This window comes from Pseudoneobacillus rhizosphaerae, from assembly GCF_917563885.1.
GTDB lineage: Bacteria > Bacillota > Bacilli > Bacillales > Cytobacillaceae > Pseudoneobacillus > Pseudoneobacillus rhizosphaerae.
Genome location: NZ_CAKJTG010000007.1, coordinates 136,060 through 160,606, shown reverse-complemented (window position 1 = coordinate 160,606; position 24,547 = coordinate 136,060). Strand labels below are relative to the sequence as shown.

Annotated in this window: 19 protein-coding genes and 1 pseudogene; 13 read left to right on the top strand and 7 right to left on the bottom strand. The window is 37.7% G+C overall.

Going from position 1 to position 24,547, the window contains the following annotated elements; genetic code table 11:
* Nucleotides 1-13 precede the first annotated feature (13 nt).
* The 4 genes from LRP83_RS07775 (at nucleotide 14) to LRP83_RS07760 (ending at nucleotide 4,912) form a co-directional block, all read left to right on the top strand.
* Entirely contained in the window at nucleotides 14-1,009 is a 996-nt protein-coding gene (locus LRP83_RS07775; RefSeq protein ID WP_230496124.1) for a LacI family DNA-binding transcriptional regulator, read from the top strand.
* A gap of 135 nt (nucleotides 1,010-1,144) precedes the next feature.
* Nucleotides 1,145-2,323, top strand: a complete 1,179-nt coding sequence (locus LRP83_RS07770) for a galactokinase (RefSeq protein WP_435531334.1) — start codon at nucleotides 1,145-1,147, stop codon at nucleotides 2,321-2,323.
* A 5-nt stretch (nucleotides 2,324-2,328) separates the two neighbouring features.
* Nucleotides 2,329-3,822, top strand: a complete 1,494-nt coding sequence (galT, locus tag LRP83_RS07765) for a UDP-glucose--hexose-1-phosphate uridylyltransferase (protein WP_230496174.1) — start codon at nucleotides 2,329-2,331, stop codon at nucleotides 3,820-3,822.
* A gap of 13 nt (nucleotides 3,823-3,835) precedes the next feature.
* Complete coding sequence (locus tag LRP83_RS07760; protein ID WP_230496123.1) at nucleotides 3,836-4,912, top strand: aldose epimerase family protein; 1,077 nt, start codon at nucleotides 3,836-3,838, stop codon at nucleotides 4,910-4,912.
* A gap of 211 nt (nucleotides 4,913-5,123) precedes the next feature.
* On the opposite strand, the gene LRP83_RS07755 is transcribed toward LRP83_RS07760, so the two are convergent.
* The 4 genes from LRP83_RS07755 to LRP83_RS07740 form a co-directional block, all read right to left on the bottom strand.
* Complete coding sequence (locus tag LRP83_RS07755; protein ID WP_230496122.1) at nucleotides 5,124-5,375, bottom strand: hypothetical protein; 252 nt, start codon at nucleotides 5,373-5,375, stop codon at nucleotides 5,124-5,126.
* 217 nt (nucleotides 5,376-5,592) lie between these two features.
* Complete coding sequence (locus LRP83_RS07750; RefSeq protein ID WP_230496121.1) at nucleotides 5,593-6,225, bottom strand: nitroreductase family protein; 633 nt, start codon at nucleotides 6,223-6,225, stop codon at nucleotides 5,593-5,595.
* Between the two features lie 410 nt (nucleotides 6,226-6,635).
* Nucleotides 6,636-7,187, bottom strand: a complete 552-nt coding sequence (locus tag LRP83_RS07745) for a CBO0543 family protein (protein WP_230496120.1) — start codon at nucleotides 7,185-7,187, stop codon at nucleotides 6,636-6,638.
* 215 nt (nucleotides 7,188-7,402) lie between these two features.
* Nucleotides 7,403-8,602: a uracil-xanthine permease family protein gene (locus LRP83_RS07740; RefSeq protein WP_230496119.1), complete on the bottom strand. Its 1,200-nt coding sequence runs from the start codon at nucleotides 8,600-8,602 to the stop codon at nucleotides 7,403-7,405.
* 650 nt (nucleotides 8,603-9,252) lie between these two features.
* Here LRP83_RS07740 and LRP83_RS07735 point away from each other — a divergent pair.
* A complete protein-coding gene (locus LRP83_RS07735; protein ID WP_230496118.1) occupies nucleotides 9,253-10,956 on the top strand; it encodes a methyl-accepting chemotaxis protein in 1,704 nt (567 codons plus the stop codon).
* A gap of 360 nt (nucleotides 10,957-11,316) precedes the next feature.
* On the opposite strand, the gene LRP83_RS07730 is transcribed toward LRP83_RS07735, so the two are convergent.
* On the bottom strand, nucleotides 11,317-13,005 hold the full coding sequence (locus tag LRP83_RS07730) for a putative bifunctional diguanylate cyclase/phosphodiesterase (RefSeq protein ID WP_230496117.1): 1,689 nt from the start codon (nucleotides 13,003-13,005) through the stop codon (nucleotides 11,317-11,319).
* Between the two features lie 127 nt (nucleotides 13,006-13,132).
* A complete protein-coding gene (locus LRP83_RS07725) occupies nucleotides 13,133-13,870 on the bottom strand; it encodes an IclR family transcriptional regulator (RefSeq protein WP_230496116.1) in 738 nt (245 codons plus the stop codon).
* A gap of 201 nt (nucleotides 13,871-14,071) precedes the next feature.
* Here LRP83_RS07725 and LRP83_RS07720 point away from each other — a divergent pair, with 201 nt between their 5' ends.
* The 7 genes from LRP83_RS07720 to LRP83_RS07690 all read left to right on the top strand — a co-directional run bounded on the left by LRP83_RS07720 (nucleotide 14,072) and on the right by LRP83_RS07690 (nucleotide 23,135).
* Complete coding sequence (locus LRP83_RS07720) at nucleotides 14,072-14,926, top strand: dimethylarginine dimethylaminohydrolase family protein (RefSeq protein WP_230496173.1); 855 nt, start codon at nucleotides 14,072-14,074, stop codon at nucleotides 14,924-14,926.
* Nucleotides 14,927-14,951: 25 nt separating this feature from the next.
* Entirely contained in the window at nucleotides 14,952-15,713 is a 762-nt protein-coding gene (locus LRP83_RS07715) for a dimethylarginine dimethylaminohydrolase family protein (protein WP_230496115.1), read from the top strand.
* A 35-nt stretch (nucleotides 15,714-15,748) separates the two neighbouring features.
* Complete coding sequence (locus LRP83_RS07710; RefSeq protein ID WP_230496114.1) at nucleotides 15,749-17,155, top strand: amino acid permease; 1,407 nt, start codon at nucleotides 15,749-15,751, stop codon at nucleotides 17,153-17,155.
* Nucleotides 17,156-17,299: 144 nt separating this feature from the next.
* Nucleotides 17,300-18,907, top strand: a complete 1,608-nt coding sequence (locus LRP83_RS07705) for a M20/M25/M40 family metallo-hydrolase (protein ID WP_230496113.1) — start codon at nucleotides 17,300-17,302, stop codon at nucleotides 18,905-18,907.
* A 782-nt stretch (nucleotides 18,908-19,689) separates the two neighbouring features.
* Entirely contained in the window at nucleotides 19,690-20,898 is a 1,209-nt protein-coding gene (locus tag LRP83_RS07700; protein ID WP_230496112.1) for an ATP-binding protein, read from the top strand.
* 242 nt (nucleotides 20,899-21,140) lie between these two features.
* On the top strand, nucleotides 21,141-21,800 hold the full coding sequence (locus LRP83_RS07695) for a Yip1 family protein (RefSeq protein ID WP_435531333.1): 660 nt from the start codon (nucleotides 21,141-21,143) through the stop codon (nucleotides 21,798-21,800).
* Between the two features lie 66 nt (nucleotides 21,801-21,866).
* Nucleotides 21,867-23,135: a M48 family metallopeptidase gene (locus tag LRP83_RS07690; RefSeq protein WP_230496111.1), complete on the top strand. Its 1,269-nt coding sequence runs from the start codon at nucleotides 21,867-21,869 to the stop codon at nucleotides 23,133-23,135.
* Between the two features lie 21 nt (nucleotides 23,136-23,156).
* Here the strand turns inward: LRP83_RS07690 and LRP83_RS07685 are convergent, their stop codons facing one another.
* Complete coding sequence (locus LRP83_RS07685; RefSeq protein ID WP_230496110.1) at nucleotides 23,157-23,516, bottom strand: hypothetical protein; 360 nt, start codon at nucleotides 23,514-23,516, stop codon at nucleotides 23,157-23,159.
* Between the two features lie 299 nt (nucleotides 23,517-23,815).
* Between LRP83_RS07685 and LRP83_RS07680 the strand changes: the two are divergent.
* Nucleotides 23,816-24,134: pseudogene (locus LRP83_RS07680) on the top strand (transposase); the annotation flags it as partial.
* Nucleotides 24,135-24,547 lie beyond the last annotated feature (413 nt).

Here is a 24,547-nt window from a genome sequence, read left to right as displayed (position 1 = left end):
TAGGTAGAGGTAAATGGCAACAATTAAAGATATTGCAGAGCTGGCAAATGTATCAATCGCAACTGTATCAAGGGTATTAAATTATGACGAAACCTTAAGTGTGACCCCAGAGACACGACAAAGAATCTTTGAAGCCGCAGAGGAACTAGAGTATGTCATTAGCCCTAAGAAAAAATCAAAAACGAAAATGAAGGTAGGCTTGTACTACTCCTATTCACTTGAGGAGGAGTTAGTCGATACCTACTATTTGTCCATCAGGGTAGCTTTAGAGAAAAAGTTGAGAGAAAAAGGCATTGAAATCCAAAAGCTATTGAGGGATGAGGCGAAAAAAAACGTTGAGAAAATGATGGGGATTATTTGTCTAGGCACCTTTAAAAAAGAGGATATTGAGCGGTTCAAAGGTTATGACAAACCCTGTGTATTTGTTGACTCCAATCCGGATGGTTCGCATTTTGATTCAGTTGTCATTGATTTTAATTCGGCAACAAGAAAAGCTCTTGATTATTTAATTGAGCTAGGTCATCAACAAATTGGCTTTATTGGCGGAACCGAAACCGATATGTACGGAAATCGTTTTAAGGATTTGCGGCAGGATGTATTTGAAACGTATTTACAGGAAAAAGGATTATTTAACGAGGAATTTGTTAAAATCGGCGGCTATAATCCTACAGAAGGCTATGTCCTTTTGCGTGAAATGCTAAGTGGGGAAAATCGCCCTACAGCGATATTTGTCGGTAATGACACGATTGCAATTGGATGCTATAAGGCTGCACATGAATTAGGTGTATCCATTCCAGAGGAATTAAGCATCGTCGGCTTCAACGACATTTCATCCGCTCAATACATGGTTCCACCACTTACAACCGTAAAACTTTACACCGAAATAATGGGTGAAACCGCAGTTGATCTACTACTTGAAAGAATCAACTCCAAAAGACCCGTTTGTAAAAAAGTCGTTATCAACACAAATTTAATTATAAGAGAGAGTGCGGCAAAACGGGAAGTATAAGGACGGTTCTCTACTTCTTAAATAATTGAAAAAGGAGTTTATCATCTATCACTTTGTAGATTGTAGACTCCTTTTCTATTGGACCTTTTGGTAAAGGACGGCACCTCTCTCACTTTTAGAAATGGAGAGAAAAATGTGAACATCAACAATCTAACGACCCTATTTCAATCCCTATATCAGGCAGAACCAGAGCGGGGATTTTTCGCCCCAGGTAGGATTAATTTAATTGGCGAACATACAGATTACAACGGTGGCCATGTTTTTCCATGTGCGATTACCTATGGTACCTACGCGGTAGCGAGAAAGCGCGAGGATCAACTGATAAAGATGTATTCCGCGAACTTCCCGGAAATCGGTATCGTTGAATTTAGGTTAAACGAGCTTGATTACGAGAAGGCTCATCATTGGGCTAATTACCCTAAAGGGATGATTCGTTACATGATAGAAGCGGGCTTTCACATACCAGCTGGCTTTGAGTGTGCGATTCACGGAAATATTCCAAATGGGGCTGGTCTTTCATCTTCTGCCTCGATTGAACTGTTAACTGGTATTCTTGTAAATGGCTTGTATGGATTAGATATTCCGAGAATGGATTTAATTCAAATAGGCAAAAAGGTGGAGAATGAATTTATTGGTGTTAATAGCGGCATTATGGATCAATTTGCTGTTGCGATGGGCAAAAAGGATGCTGGAATTTTACTAGATTGCCAGACTCTCCAATATAAGTATGCGCCGATTCAACTAGAGGACCACAAAATCCTAATCATAAATACGAACAAACGCAGAGAGTTGGCCGATTCGAAATATAACGAGCGCAGAGCTGAATGTGAAGTTGCGTTAGCGCAGCTACAGCAAAGGCTACCGATCGAATCACTTGGGCAGCTTTCTGAAGAAGCGTTTGAAGAAAATAAATCGTTGATTACAAACGAAGCGAGTCGTAAGCGTGCAAAGCATGCAGTCTATGAAAATCGAAGAACACTTAAGGCGCTTTCGGAATTAAATGCTAGCAATCTCGAAGCGTTTGGACAGCTCATGAATGAATCGCATCTATCTTTACGAGATGATTATGAGGTGACTGGAGCTGAACTTGATTGTTTAGTAGAGGCTGCCTGGAAGCAAGAAGGCGTTCTCGGTGCGCGGATGACAGGGGCTGGTTTTGGCGGCTGTGCCATTGCGATTGTAAAAAATGAAGCGGTTGACCGTTTTATCACAAATGTTGGGGCTGCCTACCATGCAAAGATAGGATATTCAGCCAATTTTTATGTGGCAAGTATTGGTGATGGCGCGAAGGAAATTCAACTAACGAAAGAGTGAGAATGATGATTTTTCAACTTATTCAGCAATTGATTCATCAAGCGATTTCTGTGCAATTAATCGAGAGAGATGATCAAATTTATGTCCGGAATCAACTCATGTCGCTTTGGCAATTAAATGAGTTTCGCGAAGTTGACCAGATCGATAAAAGGGAATTATCCATTCAGGATATCCTTGATTTAATGGTTCAATATGCATGTGAAAAGGGGATTATTGAGGATATTTTTGATTTGAAAGAGATGTTATCGAGTAAAATCATGAACTGTTTTGTGGCACGCCCATCGACCGTTAATCGAATTTTTTATGAAAAATATCAACAAAGCCCCGATTTGGCAACACGGTACTTTTATGAATTAAGTCAAAATAGCAACTATATCCAAATGAAGAGAATTCGAAAGAATATGGATTTCCAAGTGACTACTGAATACGGAGAATTAGACATTACGATTAATTTATCCAAGCCGGAAAAGGATCCTAAGAGTATCGAGCTAGAACGGGCTGCAACTACGAAGAAGAGCGATTACCCGATGTGCTTACTTTGCGCCGAGAATGAAGGATACGATGGCAGAATCGGACATCCCGCCCGCGCAAATCACCGGATGATTCGACTGAACCTTGTGGAAGAAAATTGGTTACTCCAATATTCACCGTATGTATACTACAATGAACATTGTATTGTGTTATCTGAGAAACACACTGATATGAAAATTAGCAAAAGGACCTTTATGCGACTATTAACGTTTGTGAAAAAGTTCCCTCATTACTTTTTGGGGTCGAATGCAGATATCCCCATTGTAGGTGGCTCCATCCTATCTCATGATCATTATCAAGGTGGTCATTTCGAGTTTGCCATGGAGAGGGCAGAGGTAGATTGGACCTTTGAAATGAAAGGGTTCACAGATGTCCAATGTTCGGTTGTGAAATGGCCGATGTCTGTCATCCGAATTCAATCGGAACAGATTAGTAGTCTTGTTGAAGCAGCAACGCATGTTTTGGAAACATGGAAGAAATATAGCGATGAAGCAGTGGGTATTTTTGCGAAAACGAATCAAACGCCACACAATACCATTACACCAATTGCGCGCAAAAAAGGTGAAAGATTTGAACTTGATTTAGTGCTTCGCAATAATCGAACAAGTGAGGAGCATCCACTAGGAATTTTTCATCCACATTCGGATGTTCATCATATTAAAAAGGAAAACATCGGTCTCATTGAAGTGATGGGGCTTGCCGTTTTGCCCGCACGTTTAAAGCAGGAATTGGCGCAAGTGGAAAGCTTTATTCTTGGTGAAGAAAACAATGTTGGAGAATATCATAACGATTGGGCTAACATGCTAAAGGAAAAATATCAACGAAAAGCCAATTCGACTAATATTGAAGAGCTCGTCCGAATGGAAGTTGGGAAGAAATTTTTGAAAGGGTTAGAGGACGCGGGTGTTTATAAGCGTAGTGAAGAAGGAATGGCCGGGTTCAAGCGCTTTATTGCCACTTTATCGTAGGGGATAGATGATAATGGAATTAAAAGAACGAGTATTTGGTTATGTAGAGGGAGATCCTGTTATCGAGTATACCCTTTCGAACGATTTGGGTATGTCTGTCGTTTGCCTGAATTATGGTTGTGTGATTTCCAAAATCATCGTTCCGGACCGCGATGGGAACTGTGAAAATGTTGTGCTTGGTTTTGATGAATTGGAAGGTTATTTGCAATCGCCTCATTACTTTGGGGCGATTGTAGGGCGTGTTGCCGGAAGAATTAAGGGCGCAGCCTTTGAATTAGATGGAAAGGTTTATTCGTTAACGGAAAATCAGCCCCCGAACCATTTGCATGGCGGTGAGAAAGGGTTTAATACGGTTAGTTGGAAAACGGAAAAACTAGCTGTAGTTGAAGATGATGTAGTTGGTTTGAAATTTTATTACCGTAGCCCTGATGGAGAGGAAGGATATCCGGGGAATCTCGATACCATTGTCACCTATCAGTTAACTAATCAAAATGAATTTAAGATTACGTATGAAGCTAAAACCGACCAAAAAACGGTAGTTAATTTAACGAACCACTCTTACTTTAATTTGAGTGGAAATATGAAAAGAGATTGTTTGGAGCATAGGCTTCAGCTTGATTGTGAACACTTTTTAGAATTGGATGAGGATTTTATTCCAACGGGAAGATTACTTGAGGCAGCTAATACCGAATTTGATTTTTCCAAGGGCAGACTTGTACGTGAGGGGGTTTTTTCTGAGAACCCTCAAAATCTCTTAGTTGGAAAAGGGTACGATCATCCACTGATTTTTAAAGAGGCTGGAGTAAATGCGATTGAGTTAAGGGATGAGGAAAGCGGCCGTTGCCTACAAGTAACAACCGATCAGCCATGTGTTGTTTTCTATTCAGGTAATCAATTAGAGGGCTCCTATTCGATATACGGAAAAAAGGCACAAAATTATTTGGGAGTATGCCTAGAAACGCAAGGGTATCCAAATGCAATCCATCACCCTAAGTTTCCGTCAATCGTTCTAAAACCTGACCAAACCTACCAAACCTCAACAAGCTACCGCTTTGTAAGCAGATTAAAAACAAACGGTAAAGCGCTTTAGTGCTTTAAAACATATGTGGACTAATCCCCTGTCTCATAGTAGAAAATTTTATAATGGGAAAATACTAACTGAAGCATGTTTTCACCCGAAAGTACAAAAAACATACCTCAGTTAGTCTAACAGAAGCATGTTTTCACCCGAAAGTACGAAAAACATACCTCAGTTAGTCTAACTGAAGCATGCTTTCACCCTAAAATTCAAAAGACATACCTCAGTTATTCCAATTGAAGCCTGCCAAGTATCGTGAAAAGTTCACAGCCTTCAGCCCTAGAAATTGTTCATCAAGGCGCCGAAGTGACGGTAGATTAGTCCTAGTGTCCTGCTTCTCAAAAACTCGTTCAGCTGTTGGCAGCGACTCGATATACTTTTGCATGACCATTTCTTTAGGAGCATTTATACCAAAAGTTAAAAATGGCGTTATAACGAGTACACTTAATAAGCTTACTATTAAAGTACTTTCCAATTTAACTAGTAATCTTATAAACTAATATTTCCATTCCATCCAGTTATTTTGAAAAGATTCATTGACCAATAAGCATGAAACGGTATCCATGCTTATTTTTTTACAAATGGAAGCGGTAGAAGAAAGAAATCGCTAAAGTGACAGCAATTAAAAATTTTTTTAATAAATGTAATAGCCAATATCCTCTAAATGAGCAGTTCATATATTCTAACTGTTATTAATAACCGTTAAAATTAACGAATTCCCCTACTAGTTTACGATAACCACGTGGACGTATTTTATTAACACTTTTACCAATTGTAATCATCATGACAGGTAATAAGTGTTCAGGAATATTAAACTCTTGTCTTAACTGTTCTACATTATGTACATGCATGGGGCAAGTATCGAATCCAAAATGTTTTGCACTTAACATAAATAGCATTGCATGAATCCCAGTGTTTCGAACTAATTCCAATTCTAATTTATTTCGATCTGCTTTTAAATCCTCAGCATAGCCTTTTATATGATCTAATGTCATTTCGTATTCTAGTTCATCTATAATTTTTAACATTTTCATCGGACTGTAAAGTTTTTCAACTTCTGATATTTCAATACTGTTTTTATTACCCATTACAATAATTACAGCGCTCGCTGTATGAATTTTATACTGATTATAGCTTAATTCTTTAACGCGTTCCTTTTTTTCATCATCTGTTATGACCAAATAATCTGTAAATTGTAAGTTATAAGCACTTGGCGCCAACTTGGTTAATTTAAATATTTTTTCAAAATCCTCTTCTGTCATCTTTTCATCTTTGACAAAATTATCTGCCGAATGGCGGGATGTTACTAATTCTTCAAAATTCATGTTTATTTTCCTCGTTTCTCTAAGAAGTTAATTAAGATATCTTTTAAAACTTTAAACAATTTCCCCTTAATTTCCCCTTAATTTTACCTTAATCTTGCCTAATCGCGTTATTGGAAATATCACATCTTTTAGGGAATTGTACTATTCTTATCTTTACTAATCTAGTTATTTAAATTACTCATGTAAGTATTAGCTGTCCATGGCTGGAATGTTAGAGTTTTCTATAGGGATTAATTTCCAGGCGGTGACCCTGCCGCTGTGTGGGGACAAGTGACAGCACCTTGGACCGAGGAGAAAAACTAGAAGGAATAAATTAAAAAGAGGAAGACTCAAAAGCATATGCCTTTGAGTTTTCCTCTTTATTTTTTGCCAAGGCGTAGTAATACTAACTACAGCCAAAAGAAGAATGTTTAGTGCTGTCTCTCTCCTATTTTTGCTATTAAATAAGCTGCATAGTAAAGAAACAGAAAAATAATAAAATCATATAATGTAGACCAATTTTTAGGGTTATAGAAGCCGATTGCATGAAAGAAATTCATTCCTCCAAATGCAGCAATGGCAGAGAATATGATCCCTTTTAACAGTGAATTCATTTTTGGCTTTATTTGTAATGCGAACATGATCCCAACTGGTGCTAAAGAGAAATGATAAGGTAAAAATACAAATGGTGACACAGGAACCATGATCATTGGGTAGGACCACAAATCTAGAGATAAGGCTGAAAGATCTATCGTAAGTGCCAATATGATCGTCAATAAGCCTCCTAAAAGAAGTTGTGCTGTACGATCTCTATCCCTGAATATAAACCAAATAATCCATGGGACTATAAATAATGCAAGACCGAACCACCATTGCCAGGTAAAGATAAAATACTCTGTCACCGTTTTTGCAAATAATGAGTCAACCTCTGCGAATTGATTATAAGCTTTTTCTGCTTGCTTTAGTCCTTCCTTAAATGCCATATATCATAACAGCTCCCAAGAAACTTAGTTAATGGTATTTTTTTCAACTAAGCAGTCTTTTATACAGAGGTAGAATCAATACTTTTTTCTGAAGTAAGTTAAATATTCTTATAAACATCCCATGCCTCAACAACAACCATAAAACGCTCAGAGTGAAATCTCTGAGCGTTTTTGCCTGTTAATAAGTATTTGAATATTGCCTGAACCTCCCCAAGTTAACTCCCAGATGGAGTGGCTTTTTCAGTTTTATGGTCGTTTTTTGTTGTAAAATCAGGCACAAGCCAATGGATGAGTAATCCAGCGATGGTAGCGTAGGCGATACCATTATGAGCATATCCAACTCCGATGATGAAGATGATGGCGACGATGACTAAATTTTTCATATTAGCTAAACTGACCTTTTCCTCAATGAGGTGACGGATTCCCATGGCGGCAATCATACCAAACAACAGAATACATATTCCGCCCATCACTGCAACTGGAATGGATTGGATAACAGCTCCCACTTTACCGAACAAGCCAAGAATAATCGCAATAACAGCAGCACCTTGAATGATCCTACTGGAAAACTGGCGTGTGATAGCCAGAACCCCTAAGTTTTCCGCATAGGTTGTTTGGGCAGGCCCACCGATTAAGCCGGAGACTAAAGTGGCAAAGCCATTGCCCAATAGGATTTTTGAAAAACCAGGATCCTTTGTTACATCTTTTTCAGTAATCTCATTTAGAACGAACATATGTCCAAGATCTTCAATTATGGTAACTAGGGCAATTGGTGCCATTCCGAAGATCACGACCCAAGTGAATTCAGGCATGATGAACTGCGGAAGAGCAAAAGTCGGGGCATCGGAGATAATATGAAAATCAACAAATCCACGCACTGCGGCATATACATACCCGACCGCAAGACCAATGATGAGTGGAAAGAGACGGATCACTTTTGTGCCTGCAAGTGTTGCGATAACTGCTGCAAGAAGGCTGACGATAGCGACATCCCAATTGACCGAAGCCATGCTGGTCACCGCCGTGGTTGCCAAGGCAAGACCGATAATACTGACAACCGGTCCGACGACAACTGCAGGAATTACCTTGCGTACTTTTTCAAAACCGACAACTGAGATAATTAATGATACAATGGCATAAACAATAGAAACGCTTACAAGACCTGCAACAGCTTCACCTGGTGAATCTAGCTTCCCCACATACAACGCAAGTGGAGCAATAAAGGCAAAAGATGAACCTAGATACGTAGGAACCTTTCCACGCGTAATAAGATGGAAAATCAAGGTGCCTACACCACTGGCAACGAGTGCACTTCCCGGATCGAGACCGGTGAGTGCTGGCACTAAAACGGTTGCCCCAAACATCGCAAACAAATGTTGTAATGATAATGGTAAGGCACTAAAAAATTTTTTCATACCATTTCCCCCCTTCAACTGTCCTACTTATGATATATTTCTACTATTTAATTTTAGAATAAGTATTCGTTTGAAAATTCATAAAAGTGTAAATATTTAACCTAAAATAACCCCTTATCCCAAAATAGGGATTAGGGGTTATTTGTTGTTGCTTATGTATAAACGGTAATTGTATGTAAGATCGGACCTTATATTCTTATCGATCCATTTCTAAAATATTTTCGTATATTACTTAAGATCATCTAAAGGATGAGGGAAATAGAAGTAAGGGATTATTATTTCAATTTATTGTGCGGAGAATGTTGCTTTTTGTCACTAGGGGAAAATCCATTGAAAATGGCATATCAATTGTAAATTTAATCAAACGTTGTTTGAAAATTATTATGGTAGAAAAGTTATAGTAGAAAGCATGGCTCACAATAGAACCGTCATAACAGGTTTCAGGAGCAGAAAGCTGTAGAACTTGTAAACCTTATCCTGTTTTTCCCCATGTTAACTGAATAGGATTTTAAAGGTACTTCTGTTATGAATAAATTACACTATTATTTCAATTTTCACTCAAAATAGTGACATTTGTCACATTCAAATTCCTTCTTTTTAGATTATATGAGATTAGGACTAAAGTAACAGAAGGGAAGTCGTGGGTATAATTGAAAAAGTCTATAATAGCTAGATTATCATGGTTAATCATTATCGTTACTCTTATCAGTTTATCGGTTATTTCTTTTACAAATTATCGCATTACGTATTCAAAGGTGAAGGAAGCAGCAGGAATTGAATTAATAGGATGTGCCAACATTACAACAGGATTGCTAACAGAACAGGATATCGAAAGTCTTGAGAGTCTTTCTTCTAGTGAAGTGAAGGAGATCGAACAAAAGATTAATTGGACAACGGAACATAAACCTATATTTGAGAATCAATATTTATTATCATTAGATGGTAAAATACTTGTCTCCGATAAAAACCTACAAAAGAAAGGTATTCATGTAGGGGATAAATATAAAGTAGATCCTCAAATACTAAAAAAAATAATAAAAGATAAAAAGCCTATCTTCTCTGACGTATATGAATTTGGTGGAATTAAACGATTAACAGGCTACGCTCCCATTTTTAAAGACCATCAAACCCAAGGAGAAATTATAGCAATTAGTGCTATTGACTTTAATGCAAATATTTTAACGGAGAGAACGTGGAGTATGGTTTCATTAACCATAATCGTGGGAATTCTTTCTCTTTTAAGTACAGGAACCATTATCATATTGTTTGTCCGTAAGCTTATCTCACCATTAAGGGATTTGACACTCTATACTCAACAAATTTCAAATGGAGATTTAAGTATAGAGCCAAAGAAATTAAAAGCAAGTGGAGAAATTTTATTACTAAATGAAAATTTCAATCAGATGGTAGCAAATTTAAAAGAAGCTTTATTACAAACTTCATTTACATCTAAAGAATTAGCGGCATCTACAGAACAATTATCTGTTAGTACTATAGAAGTTACTAAAATGGTAGAAAACGTATCCAATACATATAAGGATGTCGCTGATTACTCCAATAATCAAACAAATGAATCTGAAAAAATATTAGAAGTGTTTCAGCAAATTAAAAACCAAACGAATAATATAACGACTAAAATTCAAACCACTTCCAATGATTCTTTTGAAGTATCCTCAAAAGCAATAGAAGGAAATGAAATGATCTTAAATTCTATGCAAGCGATGAAGAATATTCAATCTAGTACGAACAACATTTTCAATACAATGAGTGAGTTAAAAGATAAAGCCAATAAGGTTAATGAAATTCTTACGATCATAAAAAATATATCGAGCGAAACAAATTTATTATCTCTTAATGCATCCATTGAGAGTGCAAGGGCTGGAGAACACGGAAGAGGATTTGCAGTCGTTGCAAATGAGATTCGAAAGTTGGCAGATGCGACGTCTAACAGTATTGAGAGTATAAACCGAATAGTTTCTGAAATGGAAAGTAAAACATCAGAAGCGGTAGAACTTACCTATATCGGTAAGAATACTGTTGAACTTGGAATTGAAAAAGTAAAACTTGCAGGGATTGCCTTTAATGAAATCAAAGAATCTACTCAAAAAGTGAGTGAGGAAGTATCAGAAATTCACTTAACCGTAACAAATATTCAAGAGGAAATTGAAATCGCAAATAATCAAATCGTTCATATGACTTCATTATCGAGAGAAATTTCTTCACAAATGCAACAAGTCGCGACAACTTCCAAACACCAAACTATCTCAATGGAGGAAATCTCATCTGCAATACAAATGTTAGTCCATTTAGCATATGAGATGGAACGAAAATCAAATCAATTTAAAATAAAGTAATAAAGCATGGGGACGGTTCTCACGTTTTTTTTAAGATTTCTTATTTCTAGTTGTATAAACTACTTTATTTGTCGCATCCGGGTGGAAGGGATTTTCATCCAGATGCGATTTTTTAATAATTGGTATAGGTAGATGCAATTAATTTAGCAGAAGTGAGGCAGAAACATACTAAGATATAGAGCTATATAATGTCCATTACCGAAAAAGACAAAACATTAAATTTGTAAGTGTGGAAAATACACAGGTTTTAGATAGGGATAATGCTAGAATAATAGACATAGTAAAAAAGGAGATAAGGGGAATTCCGGAAAGGGTGCTAAAATAAGTAAGATCCATCCGTAAATACAAGCCCTCTACATATTAAGGGCTTGCATTTTTTCTAAGGATTTCTTCCATATTGCTAATAGGTACAGGTGGACTAATGAAATAACCTTGAATATAGTCACAGTTTAAATCATAAAGGAAGTTGAATTGTTCTTCTGTTTCAACTCCTTCGGCTATGACGGGCAAATTTAAACTATGTGCAATGGAGATGATTGAAGTTACAATAGCGGCCGTTTGACAATTTTGCATGACGTCATTGATAAAAGAACGGTCTATCTTTAAACAATCAATAGGGAACTGTCTTAAATAATTGAGAGAAGAGTAGCCTGTCCCAAAATCATCCAACGCGACTTTAATTCCAAATTCCCTTATCTGATTAAGCTTTGAAATGGTATCTTCAAAGTTATCAATCGCTACACTTTCGGTTATTTCTATTTCTAGGTGTTGAGCTATAAAGTGTTGTTCTTTTAAAATGGACTTAACTTTGTTCAATAGTTGTGAGTCCATTAGCTGTCTTGGCGAGATATTGATACACAAATTTCCAGGGGCAATTCCTTGTGATTCCCAATCTTTATAATTCTTGCAGGCTTCCTGCAAAACCCATTCTCCTATCGGTATAATCATTCCGGTTTCTTCGGCTACGGGAATAAACTCGCCAGGGGATATAAATCCATGTAGTGGATGATTCCACCTTAATAACGCTTCAACTCCAGCAACTGCTTTAGAGGAGGTGAAGATTTTCGGTTGATAAAACAACTCAAATTCTTTGTTTTCAAGCGCTTTATGTAGGCCATTGATAATAGTCATTTTGCGATTATTAGCATTCTCTATCTCTAATGAATAGTATTTGAAATTATTTTTGCCGTAAAACTTTGCATCGTACATAGCAGCATCCGCATTTTTTATTAAAGTTTCAGGGTCTCTGCCATGCAATGGATAGATACTTATACCGATACTAGCACTGATGAAAATTTCATTTTCTATTATAAAAAATGGAGCCTCCAGGGAACGTAGAATTTTTCCTGCTATGGTGTCAATCTCATTGTTGGAGACATTTTCAACTAAAATAATAAATTCATCCCCAGCATGGCGAGCCACAATATCTTGACTACGAACGGAGTTACTAATTCGTTTACCTACTTCATTGAGTAACTGATCACCTATATTGTGGCCAAGCGTATCATTCACGATTTTAAACTGATCTAAATCAATAAATAGAAGAGTTAGCTTATCATTCAAATTAGCATTCTTGATAGTAATGTCGAGATGTTCATTGAAAAACTTGCGATTTGGCAAACCGGTCAAATCATCATGATAAGCCAAGTATTTGATTTTCTCATCGGTCTTTTTCCTTTCAGTAATGTCTAATAACATACCAATATAGATACTCCATTGCCCATCTGTATCTTGGTAGGGAATGCCGCGATCCTGTACCCAACGAACATCTCCATTTGGAGTAATGATCCGATACTCATCAATCGTAACCTCCCTTTTTTGTTTATCGGATTTCCGTTTTTTGACGACTGATATATCCTCTGGATGTATTGTTTTCTCCCAAAGACCGGCATCTTGATAAAATTCGCCAGGTGACCGGCCAAATACTTTGCGAAACCCCTCTGAGAACAAAGCTTTATTGTTTTGGATGTTAATAATCCACACAGCTACATCCATATGATTAATAAGTCTGATAAAATCCTCCGTTTGTAATGAAAGCCTTTCATGCATGTTTATCACCCTTTATGGAAGTAATTTACTGTTTAGCTTTCCTTAAAAGGGACTTAATTATTAATAGACCCGACGTACGGTACCGTCAAAAGTGAGGCATGAGAACCGTCCCTATGCCTCACATACCTTAACCTCTGTACCCCAATTTCCTTGAAATCCGCAGGCCATACTCATAGATTTTTTCTATTAGGAACTGTTCTCTTTCCTCCGTCACATTAAAATTAACGTAGCCAATGCTAATAGCCCCAATTAATTCATTTAATTGATTGAAGATGGGGGCAGCTACGGATGAGGTACCTTTTGTTTTCTCCCCATGGCTCACTCCATAGCCTACCTCCTTTGTCTGCTTCAAGATTTCTAAGAAAGCTTCCTTTTTCTCCTGAGGTAATAAGGAATCCACGATTTTCAACATTTCATGGTTAGGCATGTGCGCTAGCATTGTTTTATTGGCTGCCCCTATATGTAAAGGGATTCGAATCCCAAGCTGATCATTAAGACGGATCGGATTTTGTAGACAGTCAATTCTTTCGACGATTAAGGACTCTAACCCAACTGGCTTACTGAAATAAACACTTTCCTCCACTTCATGCATTAATTTCTCCATTTCTGGGCGAATCAAGCTGACGAAATCAAAGGTATCGTACATTTGTAATCCGTATTCTAACCATTTATTCCCTAATGAGTATAGCTTTAAATCCGGATCCTGTTGAATGAGTCCATGTTCCTTCATGGATTGTAGTAAACGATGCAAGGTACTTACCGGTAGTTCACATTCCTTTGATAATTCCGTAATCGAAAACCATTTCTTTGAGTCATTACTAGCAAGAACAGCTGTAACCTTCATGGCTCGATCGATTGTTTGCATAATGGTCATCTCCCTATTTCCTATCTACAACAACTATAACTGAAAAAAAGTTTCCGTTAAATAAGTCTGTATATTCATAATATATTGACATAAATCTCATGCTACGATAATATCATAAATATAAGTTTTCCTCTAGAAGGAATCGTTTTCCACTATGCGGAAAAGTGAGAAAGGAAGGTAGATGTGAGTTACTGTCAATCCATGTATAAAAAGCTAGATATGGTCATCGTCAAGCATCCAAAAGACGCCTTTATTCATCAGGACCACCTAAGTCAAGAATGGAAGAATTTCAACTACATACAAGAGCCTCATTTCAGCAAAGCCGAACAAGAATATGAAAAATTTCTATCCATTCTTAGACAACACGTCAAACATATTGAGTTTTTACCCCATTCGGAGCTTGTTGGCCTAGATTCCCTCTATGCCCACGACCCAGTCAAATTTACAGCAAAAGGTGCCATCATCCTTAAGTCAGGGAAAAAATTGCGTCAGCCAGAAGCTGAGGTGTACAGACAATTTTTACTAGAAAAAGAGATTCCGATTATTGGAGAACTCACTGGAGAGGCAATGGCAGACGGAGGGGATCTTGTTTGGCTAGATGACCGTACCTTATTAGTAGGACGAGGATATCGTACGAATGATGAGGCAATTGAACAATTAAAGGAAATGACAAAGGATTTAGTGGATGAGTTTATTGTCGTTCAGCTTCCACATGATCAAGGTGAAAGTGAATGTCTCCATCTCATGTCATTTATCAGTTTAGTAGATGAGGATCTTGCTGTCGTTCATTCGCGTTTAATGCCGGTATTCTTAAGGCAGCTACTGATGAAACGCGGTATTAAGCTCATTGAAGTTCCAGAAGAAGAATATCATCAACTTGGCTGCAACGTACTGGCTTTAGCACCAAGAATTTGTATGATGGTTTCTGAAAGCCCTTACACAAAGCAGCAGTTAATCGAAGCGGGAGCTACCGTTTATGAATATGAAGGTCATGAAATCTCTTATTTAGGAACAGGTGGACCGACTTGCCTAACATGTCCTGTCATTCGTAATTAATCCATAACCATCAGGAGGGTTTAGTATGTTTAAAAATACAATCGTCAAAACACCAGGTGAAAGCTATATTCATGGCCTTACAACCTCGGACCTAGGAAAGCCGGATTATGAAAAGGCACTTCAACAACATAATGCCTATATTGAAGCTCTTAAAAAATGTGCAGTAGAAGTCCATGTATTAGCTAGCAACCCAGAATTTCCAGACTCAACGTTTGTCGAGGATACCGCGGTATTAACTCCAGGGTTTGCGGTTATTTCCAATCCAGGAGCCATATCACGAAATCGTGAGATTATTGAAATGGATCCTGTTTTAAAATCCTATTATGAAAAAACGTATTCGATTCAGTCCCCAGGAACATTGGATGGTGGGGATGTATTACAAATTGACGATCACTTCTATATTGGAATTTCTGAGCGGACTAATCTGGAAGGGGCCCAACAGTTAAAACAGATTTTAGAAGGAGAAAACTACAAAGCTTCGATTATCCAATTAGAAAAGTTTTTTCATCTAAAGACAGGTATTTCTTACTTAGGGAATCAAGAAATTGTCGTAGCAGGTGAATTTATTGATCATCCCGAATTTCAATCTTATAAAAAAATTATCGTGCCAGCTGAAGAGGAATATGCAGCCAACTGTATTCGTGTTAATGATTATGTAATTATTCCAGCTGGATTCCCAAAGACAAAACAAAAAATGAACGATGCTGGCTACAAAACGATTGAGCTAGATGTGTCTGAATTTCGTAAGCTTGATGGGGGATTAAGCTGTTTGTCGCTTCGCTTTTAAAACGGGTTTATTAAAATCACAGGGGTGTGAGAAGGATGATTGAAAAGAGGGTAGAGGAAAATCAGTTAAATCGTTCAATGAAAAGCCGCCATTTGTTTATGTTGTCACTTGGTGGCGTAATTGGGACAGGGTTATTTTTAAACGCGGGGTACACAATCAATCAGGCAGGTGCGGGTGGAGCGCTCATCGGCTATTTATTCGGTGGATTAATTCTCTATTTAGTTATGGTGTGTTTAGGTGAGCTTGCTGTCTATATGCCAGTTACCGGTTCCTTCCAAACATATGCGAGTAAGTTTATTAGTCCCTCCGCTGGATTTTCGTTAGGATGGATGTACTTTGTCGGTTCCGCTACAACGGCAGGGGTGGAATTTACCGCTGCGGGAATTCTTATGCAACGATGGTTTCCTGATATATCAATTTGGGTTTGGTGTGCGATCTTTATCGCTCTATTGTTTGCGATAAATGCGCTGACGACAAGAGGATTTGCTGAGGCAGAATATTGGTTTGCTGGAATTAAAGTGTTAGCCGTTATTATTTTTATTCTTATTGGTTTTGCCGCGATTTTTGGAATCATTCCTTTGTCAGACCGTCCAGCACCGTTTATGGAAAATTTAGCACCATCGGGTCTATTTCCTGCAGGGTTTGTTATTCTCTTTGTGACGATGATGAATGTTATTTTTTCCTATCAAGGGTCTGAATTGATAGGAATTGCCGCAGGGGAAAGTGAGGATCCGCAAAAAAATATTCCGAGAGCGATCCGTAACGTTCTATTTAGAATAATCGTTTTCTACTTGGCTTCGATTGTGATTTTATCAGCGATTTTCCCGTCGAAGGAATTGGGACTGTTAGAAAGCCCATTTGTTACGTTAATGGAAAGGGCTGGGATCCCATTCGCGCCTGACATTATGAACTTCGTTATTCTCACAGCGATTTTATCAGTAGGAAATTCATGTATTTACGCTTCCACCCGTTTATTATGGGCGATGGCAAACGAAGGGATGGCACCAAAACGCTTCGGAACGCTTTCCAAACGAAAAGTTCCATTTGCGGCCCTCGTATTTACGATGATTTTCTCGTTATTATCTTTATTAACAAGTGTTATTGCTGCAGACACCGTGTTTGTCTTATTAATGTCGATTGCCGGAATATCGGTGACGATTTCTTGGATTGGAATTGCTCTTTCACAACTTATGTTCCGACGTAAATATTTACAAGGCGGAGGTAAATTAGAGGATTTACAATATAAAGTTCCCTATTATCCACTCATTCCAATCATCTGTATCGTATTTTGTGTGTCCATCCTATTATTCCTAGCCTTTGATCCGACTCAATTAGTAGGATTACTCATCGGTATTGGGTTTTTAATTGCCTGTATTCTGTTTTATCACTTTAAGCTTAGAAAAAATGATAAGGTAGATTCAGATACAACGCTTAGTTCTTAAAACAAAAATGGTTATAGGTTACTTGGGACAAAGGGACAGGTTCCATGTCCCAATTTTTTTGATGATATTACTGAAATATATGTTAGTAAACAAGGCAAGGACATGGAACCTGTCCCCATGTCCTTGGTGAAGGAGTTATTAGTAATGAATCAGCTTAAATGGGGAACACCAGCAGCACTAAGGGAATTATTATGTGAGGTTGTTAGCTGGAAAAGCATGACCCTAACAGAAGGGGAACGACTTTTTCCAAGCAAGGTTCAGGGGAAGCTTCAGGAATTGACCTATTTTCAGGAGAATTCTAGTCACCTTGGTTTGCACGATGCCGACCTTGGGCGTCGGTTTCTAACTGCCCTATATCAACATCCTAAAGCGGAAAAAACAATTGTTTTGATCAGCCATTTTGATGTGGTTAATACGGAGGAATATGGTGATCTCGAGGAATTTGCTTTTCAACCGGAAATTTTAACGAAGCTGCTTCACGGTAAAAAGAACGAACTGCCAGAGGACGCTAGGCGGGATTTAGAATCAGGTGATTATTTATTTGGCCGCGGTACGATGGATATGAAAATGGGTCTCGTCATGCATATGGGACTAATTGAAAAAGCGTCTGTTGAGCAATGGCCCATTAATCTACTGTTGTTGACCGTACCAGATGAGGAAGTGAATTCCGCTGGTATGCGTGCGGCGGTTAGTAAATTGGTTGAAATGAAGGAAAAGCACGATCTTCACTATACCCTTTTCTTGAATGGGGAGCCCGTATTTACCCAGCAGCCGGGTGATACCCAGTATTACGTTTATTCAGGCTCAATTGGAAAAATTATGCCATCTGCCCTTTTTTACGGGAAGGAGACCCATGTAGGCGAACCACTCGGTGGGATTACCGCCCCATTTATCGCTTCCTTTTTGACCCAGCGGATGGAGTGGAACACGAGTTTTCAAGAAACTGATTTAGGTGAAACGACACCACTCCCGGTCACCTTGCAGCTAAAGGATTTGAAAATGGAGTATTCCGTTCAAACGCCTTATCGAGCAGCCGCCTTATATAATGTGTTTTTAATGAAACGAAATGCGGCCGAAGTGATGGATATTTTTGAAAAGATAGCAGTGGACGCCGTTCTGGCATGTAATGAGGTTTATAATAAAATCTGCACCGAGCAAGGTGTCGTTCCAGTCGGCCAAGTGAAGGTCATACGATATGAAGATTTGCTCAAGCATGCTCTCGATAAGTTTGGCAGCGACTTTTTGGAGTCGACGAAGGCTACCATTCTGGCAAATGATGCTTGGGATGACCGGGAAAAATCGTTAAGGATTGCTGATACATTGATGATTCAATGTCAGGAGCTAGCACCGGCCATTGTGTTACTTTATGCACCGCCTTACTATCCGGCTGTCAATTCGTCGGATAATGAGCTCGTAGAACAATGCATCGACTTTGCGAAAAAATATGGTCATGAAACTTTCAATCTATCAGTCGAACAAATTCATTATTTTAATGGAATTAGTGATTTAAGCTATTTTAATTATGTAGACGAAGAGGAAGGCTGGACCACCTTTCAATCCAACACACCTGTTTGGGGAGAGAGCTACAGCATCCCATTCGATGACATGAAACAGCTCCAGGCCCCAGTCCTAAATATTGGACCCTTCGGAAAAGACGCCCACAAACGAACCGAGCGCCTACACACGAAAAGCGCTTTCGAAATCGTGCCGGTGTTGGTCGAAGAGATGGTTAGGATGGTTATGGGGAAATAAAGAATTGGGATGGCTACTCCTGTTTCACAAGTGAACTCTCGAAATAGAATATTTATCATCCAAAACTCTGTCTTCGGTGGCAGAGTTTTTTTGTTGGTTTCTATTTTAACGAACAAATTGTGACAGCACTGTGAAAATGGCGCATAGTATAGGGTTTTAGGCGCATAAATACAAAAAATACACGCATAACATGCACAAATCCGCGCAAAGACACCTGAAAATGGCGCATAAATTTTTTTCAACAGGTTTTAGGCGCAGAAAATCACCGTAAATCGCGTAAACTTAATTCGAAAACCTACTAAAAAGTTAAAAACCTGGCGTGTTTTCCGCCGGGCAGCAAATATTCACGTTAAAACAATTTTAATCTCGCAATAATAATAGTCCAAAGGACCAAAGTTACTATTGGAAATGTTATTAAAGTAACCAACCAGGCTCTTTCAAATAGGCTAAAGCCTTTCTTTTCGGCGTACCATTCACACAATAATATAAGAATATAAAGAGCAATAAACTGAAGGCAAATGGACAATAACTTGTATATAACAAAATCTATGAAACCTTCATTAGTCATTCTTTTATCCCCCTTCGCTTGTACCAATATATTCACGTGGGGAAGGTTATATTAGATTTTTTTAGGAGTCATGGTACGGTTCTCTGCCTCCCTTTTATGGTCTAAACCCATAGCCTGGGAGATCGCCCCGTCTCCCTGGTTTATATGTTAAAATCTATAAATGTGGCATTTGTTTTTTTGTGCCTATTTATGAGAGACATAAGAGGGTGTATAGATGAAAGAAATTAAATTACATATGAATCATAAATTGTATTATGCTTTTATTTTTATCATCATTGCACTTATGATTATGGGGCTATTAGTAGATAATCCTTTATTAAGTAAAGGAAATCTAGGATATATCGTGCATTGTGGACTTGTTTTCATTTTATCCGTATGTATTTTGCTTTATCCTAAAAAGGAAACACATGTCTTTAGGCTAATCATTATTACGGTAGCTTCTGCCTATTTCTATACGATGTTCTTTTTATATCCAGATAATGGATCTGGTATTATTTTTCTATGCTTTATTCCGGCCATATCGATTTTGTTTTTTGATACCAAACTCTTTTATTTTTCCTTACTATTGAACAGTATTTCGATTATTTTTACCTTTAGTTATATTATTTTCTTTGAACAAGGGATTGTGTATACGCATATTCAAAACGATATCCTAGGGAATGCGTTTAATTTTATCGGAAGCCAAGTAATCCTTTATTTGATATTTTATTTTTCCTCTGTTCGGATTCAAAAACAACGTACTTACTATGAGCAATTGCAGCAATCAGAACGATTAAAGTTAACGGGCCAATTAGCTGCTGCTGTGGCTCATGAGATTCGAAATCCGTTAACGGTGGTCAAAGGATTTTTGCAACTATATGAAAAAAGCAGCCACCTAAACTCAGATATAAAAAAACATTTTACCTTAATGATCGATGAAATAAATACAGCCGAACATGTCATATCTCAATTTTTAACCGTGGCGAAACCAGATAGAAAAAACAAGACAGAAACCTTGGATGTAAAGGCTGCTCTTCAGAGTGTTACCGACCTGCTCAATTCGTACGGTTCTTTACATGATAATTGGATTGAATTACATGTAGAAGGCAATTGCACTATTTCCGTTAATATCATCGAATTTAAACAGTTAATCATAAATATTATAAAAAATGCTATTGAAGTTTCTAACGAGGGTGACTCTGTAAGGGTTGAAGCGAAAAGCGAAAAGGGCTTCGTCGTAATAAAAGTGATCGATGGGGGTTGCGGTATGACTGAAGCAGAAGTTCAATCTCTTGGCACCCCATTCTACTCCTTAAAAAATAAAGGAACTGGATTGGGTCTCATGATCTGCTACAACATAGCCCAAAAATATAACGGAACAATTGAATTCGACAGTACCAAAGGGAAAGGGACAACAGTTATCATAAAGTTTCCTGCTGTATAGGGGAAACGATGGGGACGGTTCCCGTATCTCATTTACTTGTTAGTATCTAATTAAAATAGGCTAGAGGTCCATCCCCTAATCAGGAATATTTCATTCAAAACTCTGTCTCGTGTTGCAGAGTTTTTTTGTCGGTTTCTAATTACATAGAAAGCTAGAATTTTGTTAGACTTTATTATGTAATTACAGTTGTCAGAAATGTTAGAATAAATAACGATAGAGATGGATATATCTAGAAAAAGGGGATGTTTTTGCTGAAAACTCAATTAGACGATCAATTTAAAGGTGGTTTAAATCCGTGGTTTTCTATTTGGACAAAGCCACGTGATACTATGAAGGAAGTTTTTCAATCTTCGCCTAAAGGAGTATTTCTGCTTTTCTTAGCTGGTGCCTTTGTGCAGGTTTTAGACCGTGCGGCTCAACGGCATTCAGGGGATTCTATGAACAGTCTGACTGGATTGATTATGACTTGTATCATTAGTACTTTGATAGGGGCTGCCACTTATTATTACCTGGTTCCAGTTATGCTACGTTGGGTAGGAAGTTTAGTTGGTGGTAGAGGTACGACGGAGAGAGTTCGATATTCATTAGCTTATTCATACATACCAATTGCTTATTCCCTAGTAATTGTTTGGTTGCCAAGTCTCTTGTTGTTTGGTATCGAGAATTTTACAACCAATACGCCAGTAGTGGATAGTAGCACCACACTTACTTTATTATTCTTTCTTTTCGGCATCATCGATCTAGTCATTGGAATTTGGGCTATCATTATCTTTTTAAAATGTTTAGGAGAAGCACATCAGTTTTCAGCATGGAAAGCCCTTTTAACTACTATTTTGTCTATATTGATATTCGTTGGTCCATTAATCGTGATTGGCCTTCTTGTAGTTGTTTCAATGGGGTAAAAGGAAGCATGGTGGCGGTTATCGACCATATGCCATTAACTAATTTAAGATGTAGGTGAATTTGAAATGAGTGTGAGTGTTCAAATAAAAGGTTCGGAAATCTGTCCTTCCTGTGGAGCGGATATGGGGTGGGATGAGGAGTATATTGTTTGGTGCGAAGCTTGTGAATATAATATTAATCCTTCTCACAAACAGGAATATGTGAAGAAGCTAGATTTGATTTATGAGAAATTAGGACGAAGATTTGGTGAATCGATGCTCCAGCAAGTTAGTGAACGGCAGTCTTTGCGGCCGGGGTTTAGTTTTTCAAGACTTGCTGCCTATGTTTTGGCCGCGGCTGTCCATTTGGTAAGTTTGTTCTTTTTGGTTAGTAGTATTTATTTTATTGCCCAATGGCAGGAAAGTATTTGGTTTGCGGTTTTGGGGCTTTTTTTACTAGCATTGAGTTGGGTTACTAGACCACGTTTTGGAAAATTGGATAAAAGTGAGCAGATTGTGCCCCGGGAGGAGCTCCCTGAACTATACCATGTAGTGGACAAATTATGTGAGACAGCAGGGGTTCGCCCAATTGATGGAATCATCATTGATCAGGAGTTTAATGCTTCAGTTCGAACGGTAGGAGTTAGGGGTAAGCGAATATTAACCATTGGCCTGCCGTTGTTTACTATATTACCTAAAGACGAACGGATGGCGCTGCTTGGACATGAAATTGGCCATTTCGCGAATAACGACGTGGCTAGATCGATTTTTGTAGGGGGAGCCATTGGCACACTAGCTACTTGGTATGATTTATTGGATGTGCAGCATGTGGATGAAATCGAAGGTATCTTTGGGATTATCTCTGGCTTTTTCATGAAGGGATTAGCGCTTATTCCTTATGTATTATTTATGCTTATCATCCATTTATTGTGGCATGATGGTCAGCGAGCTGAATATTTTGCCGACTTAGTTGGCGCGGAACTATCAGGAACAAAATCTTCGATTAGTTTAATGGAAAAAATCCAGTTCGACCAGATTTTTTATCATGTTGTTCGTAAAGCTGCTGTGACGAATAGTTCGTCCAGTCTTTTAGACCAGTTTAGAAAAAAAGTAGAAGAGTTACCAAGCAAAGAATTTCGCAGACTGAAAAGAGTCTCCGAACTAGAGCTATCTAAATTAAATTACACCCATCCACCAAATGCCTACCGAATTCAATTTTTAAACAGTCAAAACTTCTATTCTTCAAGAATCAGTCTAACTGTAGAGCAGAATAAGAAGATTGATAGGGAATTGGCTAAGCATGAGGAGAGGGTTCAGGACACGTTGGTGGGGGAGTATCTGGCATCGTTGTATTAGAGAGGCGTGTATCATGCCTCTCTAATATTTTACAAAGACAAATATGATAAAGAGTAAAAGGAAAATAAAGAAAATTAGACTTGTAATATTTCGGACTTGATAGGGATGGAGATTATCGAAGTAGTCTATAAATCTTCGCATCTTCATTTCTGATCCATTAGGCGAACCTATAATACTATTAATATTCACACCGCATGTTCTACAAATAATGGCTCCGCTTCCAATCTTCTCAGAGCAACTTGGACATTTAGAATACGTTGTCATATTCATTCGAACTATACCAATGACAGTAAACAAAACTATTATTAGAAATGAAGCTATTAGTAAATAAAAAAATGCAAGAAAATAAACATTATCAAGTGCTGCAATTGATATTCCCAATCATTACCCCCCTTTTTAGAAACTCCTTTTCTTTAATTTTACATAAATAACCATCTTTTAGTTTAAATTTAATCTAACATTTCTCTAAAGACACACTCCTGAAAAACGATTATCCAACCATAACTCAAGGCAATAGTCTAATTCCACCTAAAATAAAACACAAATTACTAGAATTTCTAGTAATTTGCGTTTTAAAGTACTCTCGAACCGTCACTTTGCATTTTTTAAGTTAAATGTAAGTTGATAATTTATGTAAAACGGTTGATAGATAAGATAGGTGCAAGTGAAAATCAAACTGATACGTATATTATTTTGATTTGGGAAAATATAAATCTTGTCCATATGAAAGAAGATGTTTTAAGGAAGGTGCTAAACCAAGAGCTACTCCGTAAGGATAAAATCCGATGTACATAAAGAGAACAAATAAATTTCAAGAAAGCGACTATTTTAAGAAAAGTCAAAAGAGCAATATAAAAAGAAGCTAAAAATAGCGAATTAAAACACAGACACGGGTATGATGTTGCAAAATCCTCGGGTCTAAATGGCAAGCAATTACAAGGGGAAATGGCTATCTTCGCAGTGAATGTAAAAAGAAAATTGACACTAATGAACCAATAGGAAATAGAACTATCACAAAAACACAAAAGACAGCTCAAAATTCAAAAATGAATTTGAACTGTCTTTTTATTTAAAACGTTCAATACTTCTTTGAAAAACACTAGTTATTCAGTGCCCCTGTTTTGTCCGGTTTTTGTTATTGTTAGAATTTAATAGGAGTTTTTACGGTGAATGGATTTGGTTTTAACTGATAGATTTCACCATCTAACACCAATCCTACCTAAAAGATTACGACAATCTTCATTCATTTTATAATAGATTATGCCACTTTCTATCAACTTTAATCGACTGCTATCCTTTTTGATGCAATATTTGTCTAATTCCGACTAAATTACTCGAAATAATTGGTTCTTTAGACGCAGGAATATTACTAATGTTGACGGAATTAAATAAATGTTTAATAAATTCGGACT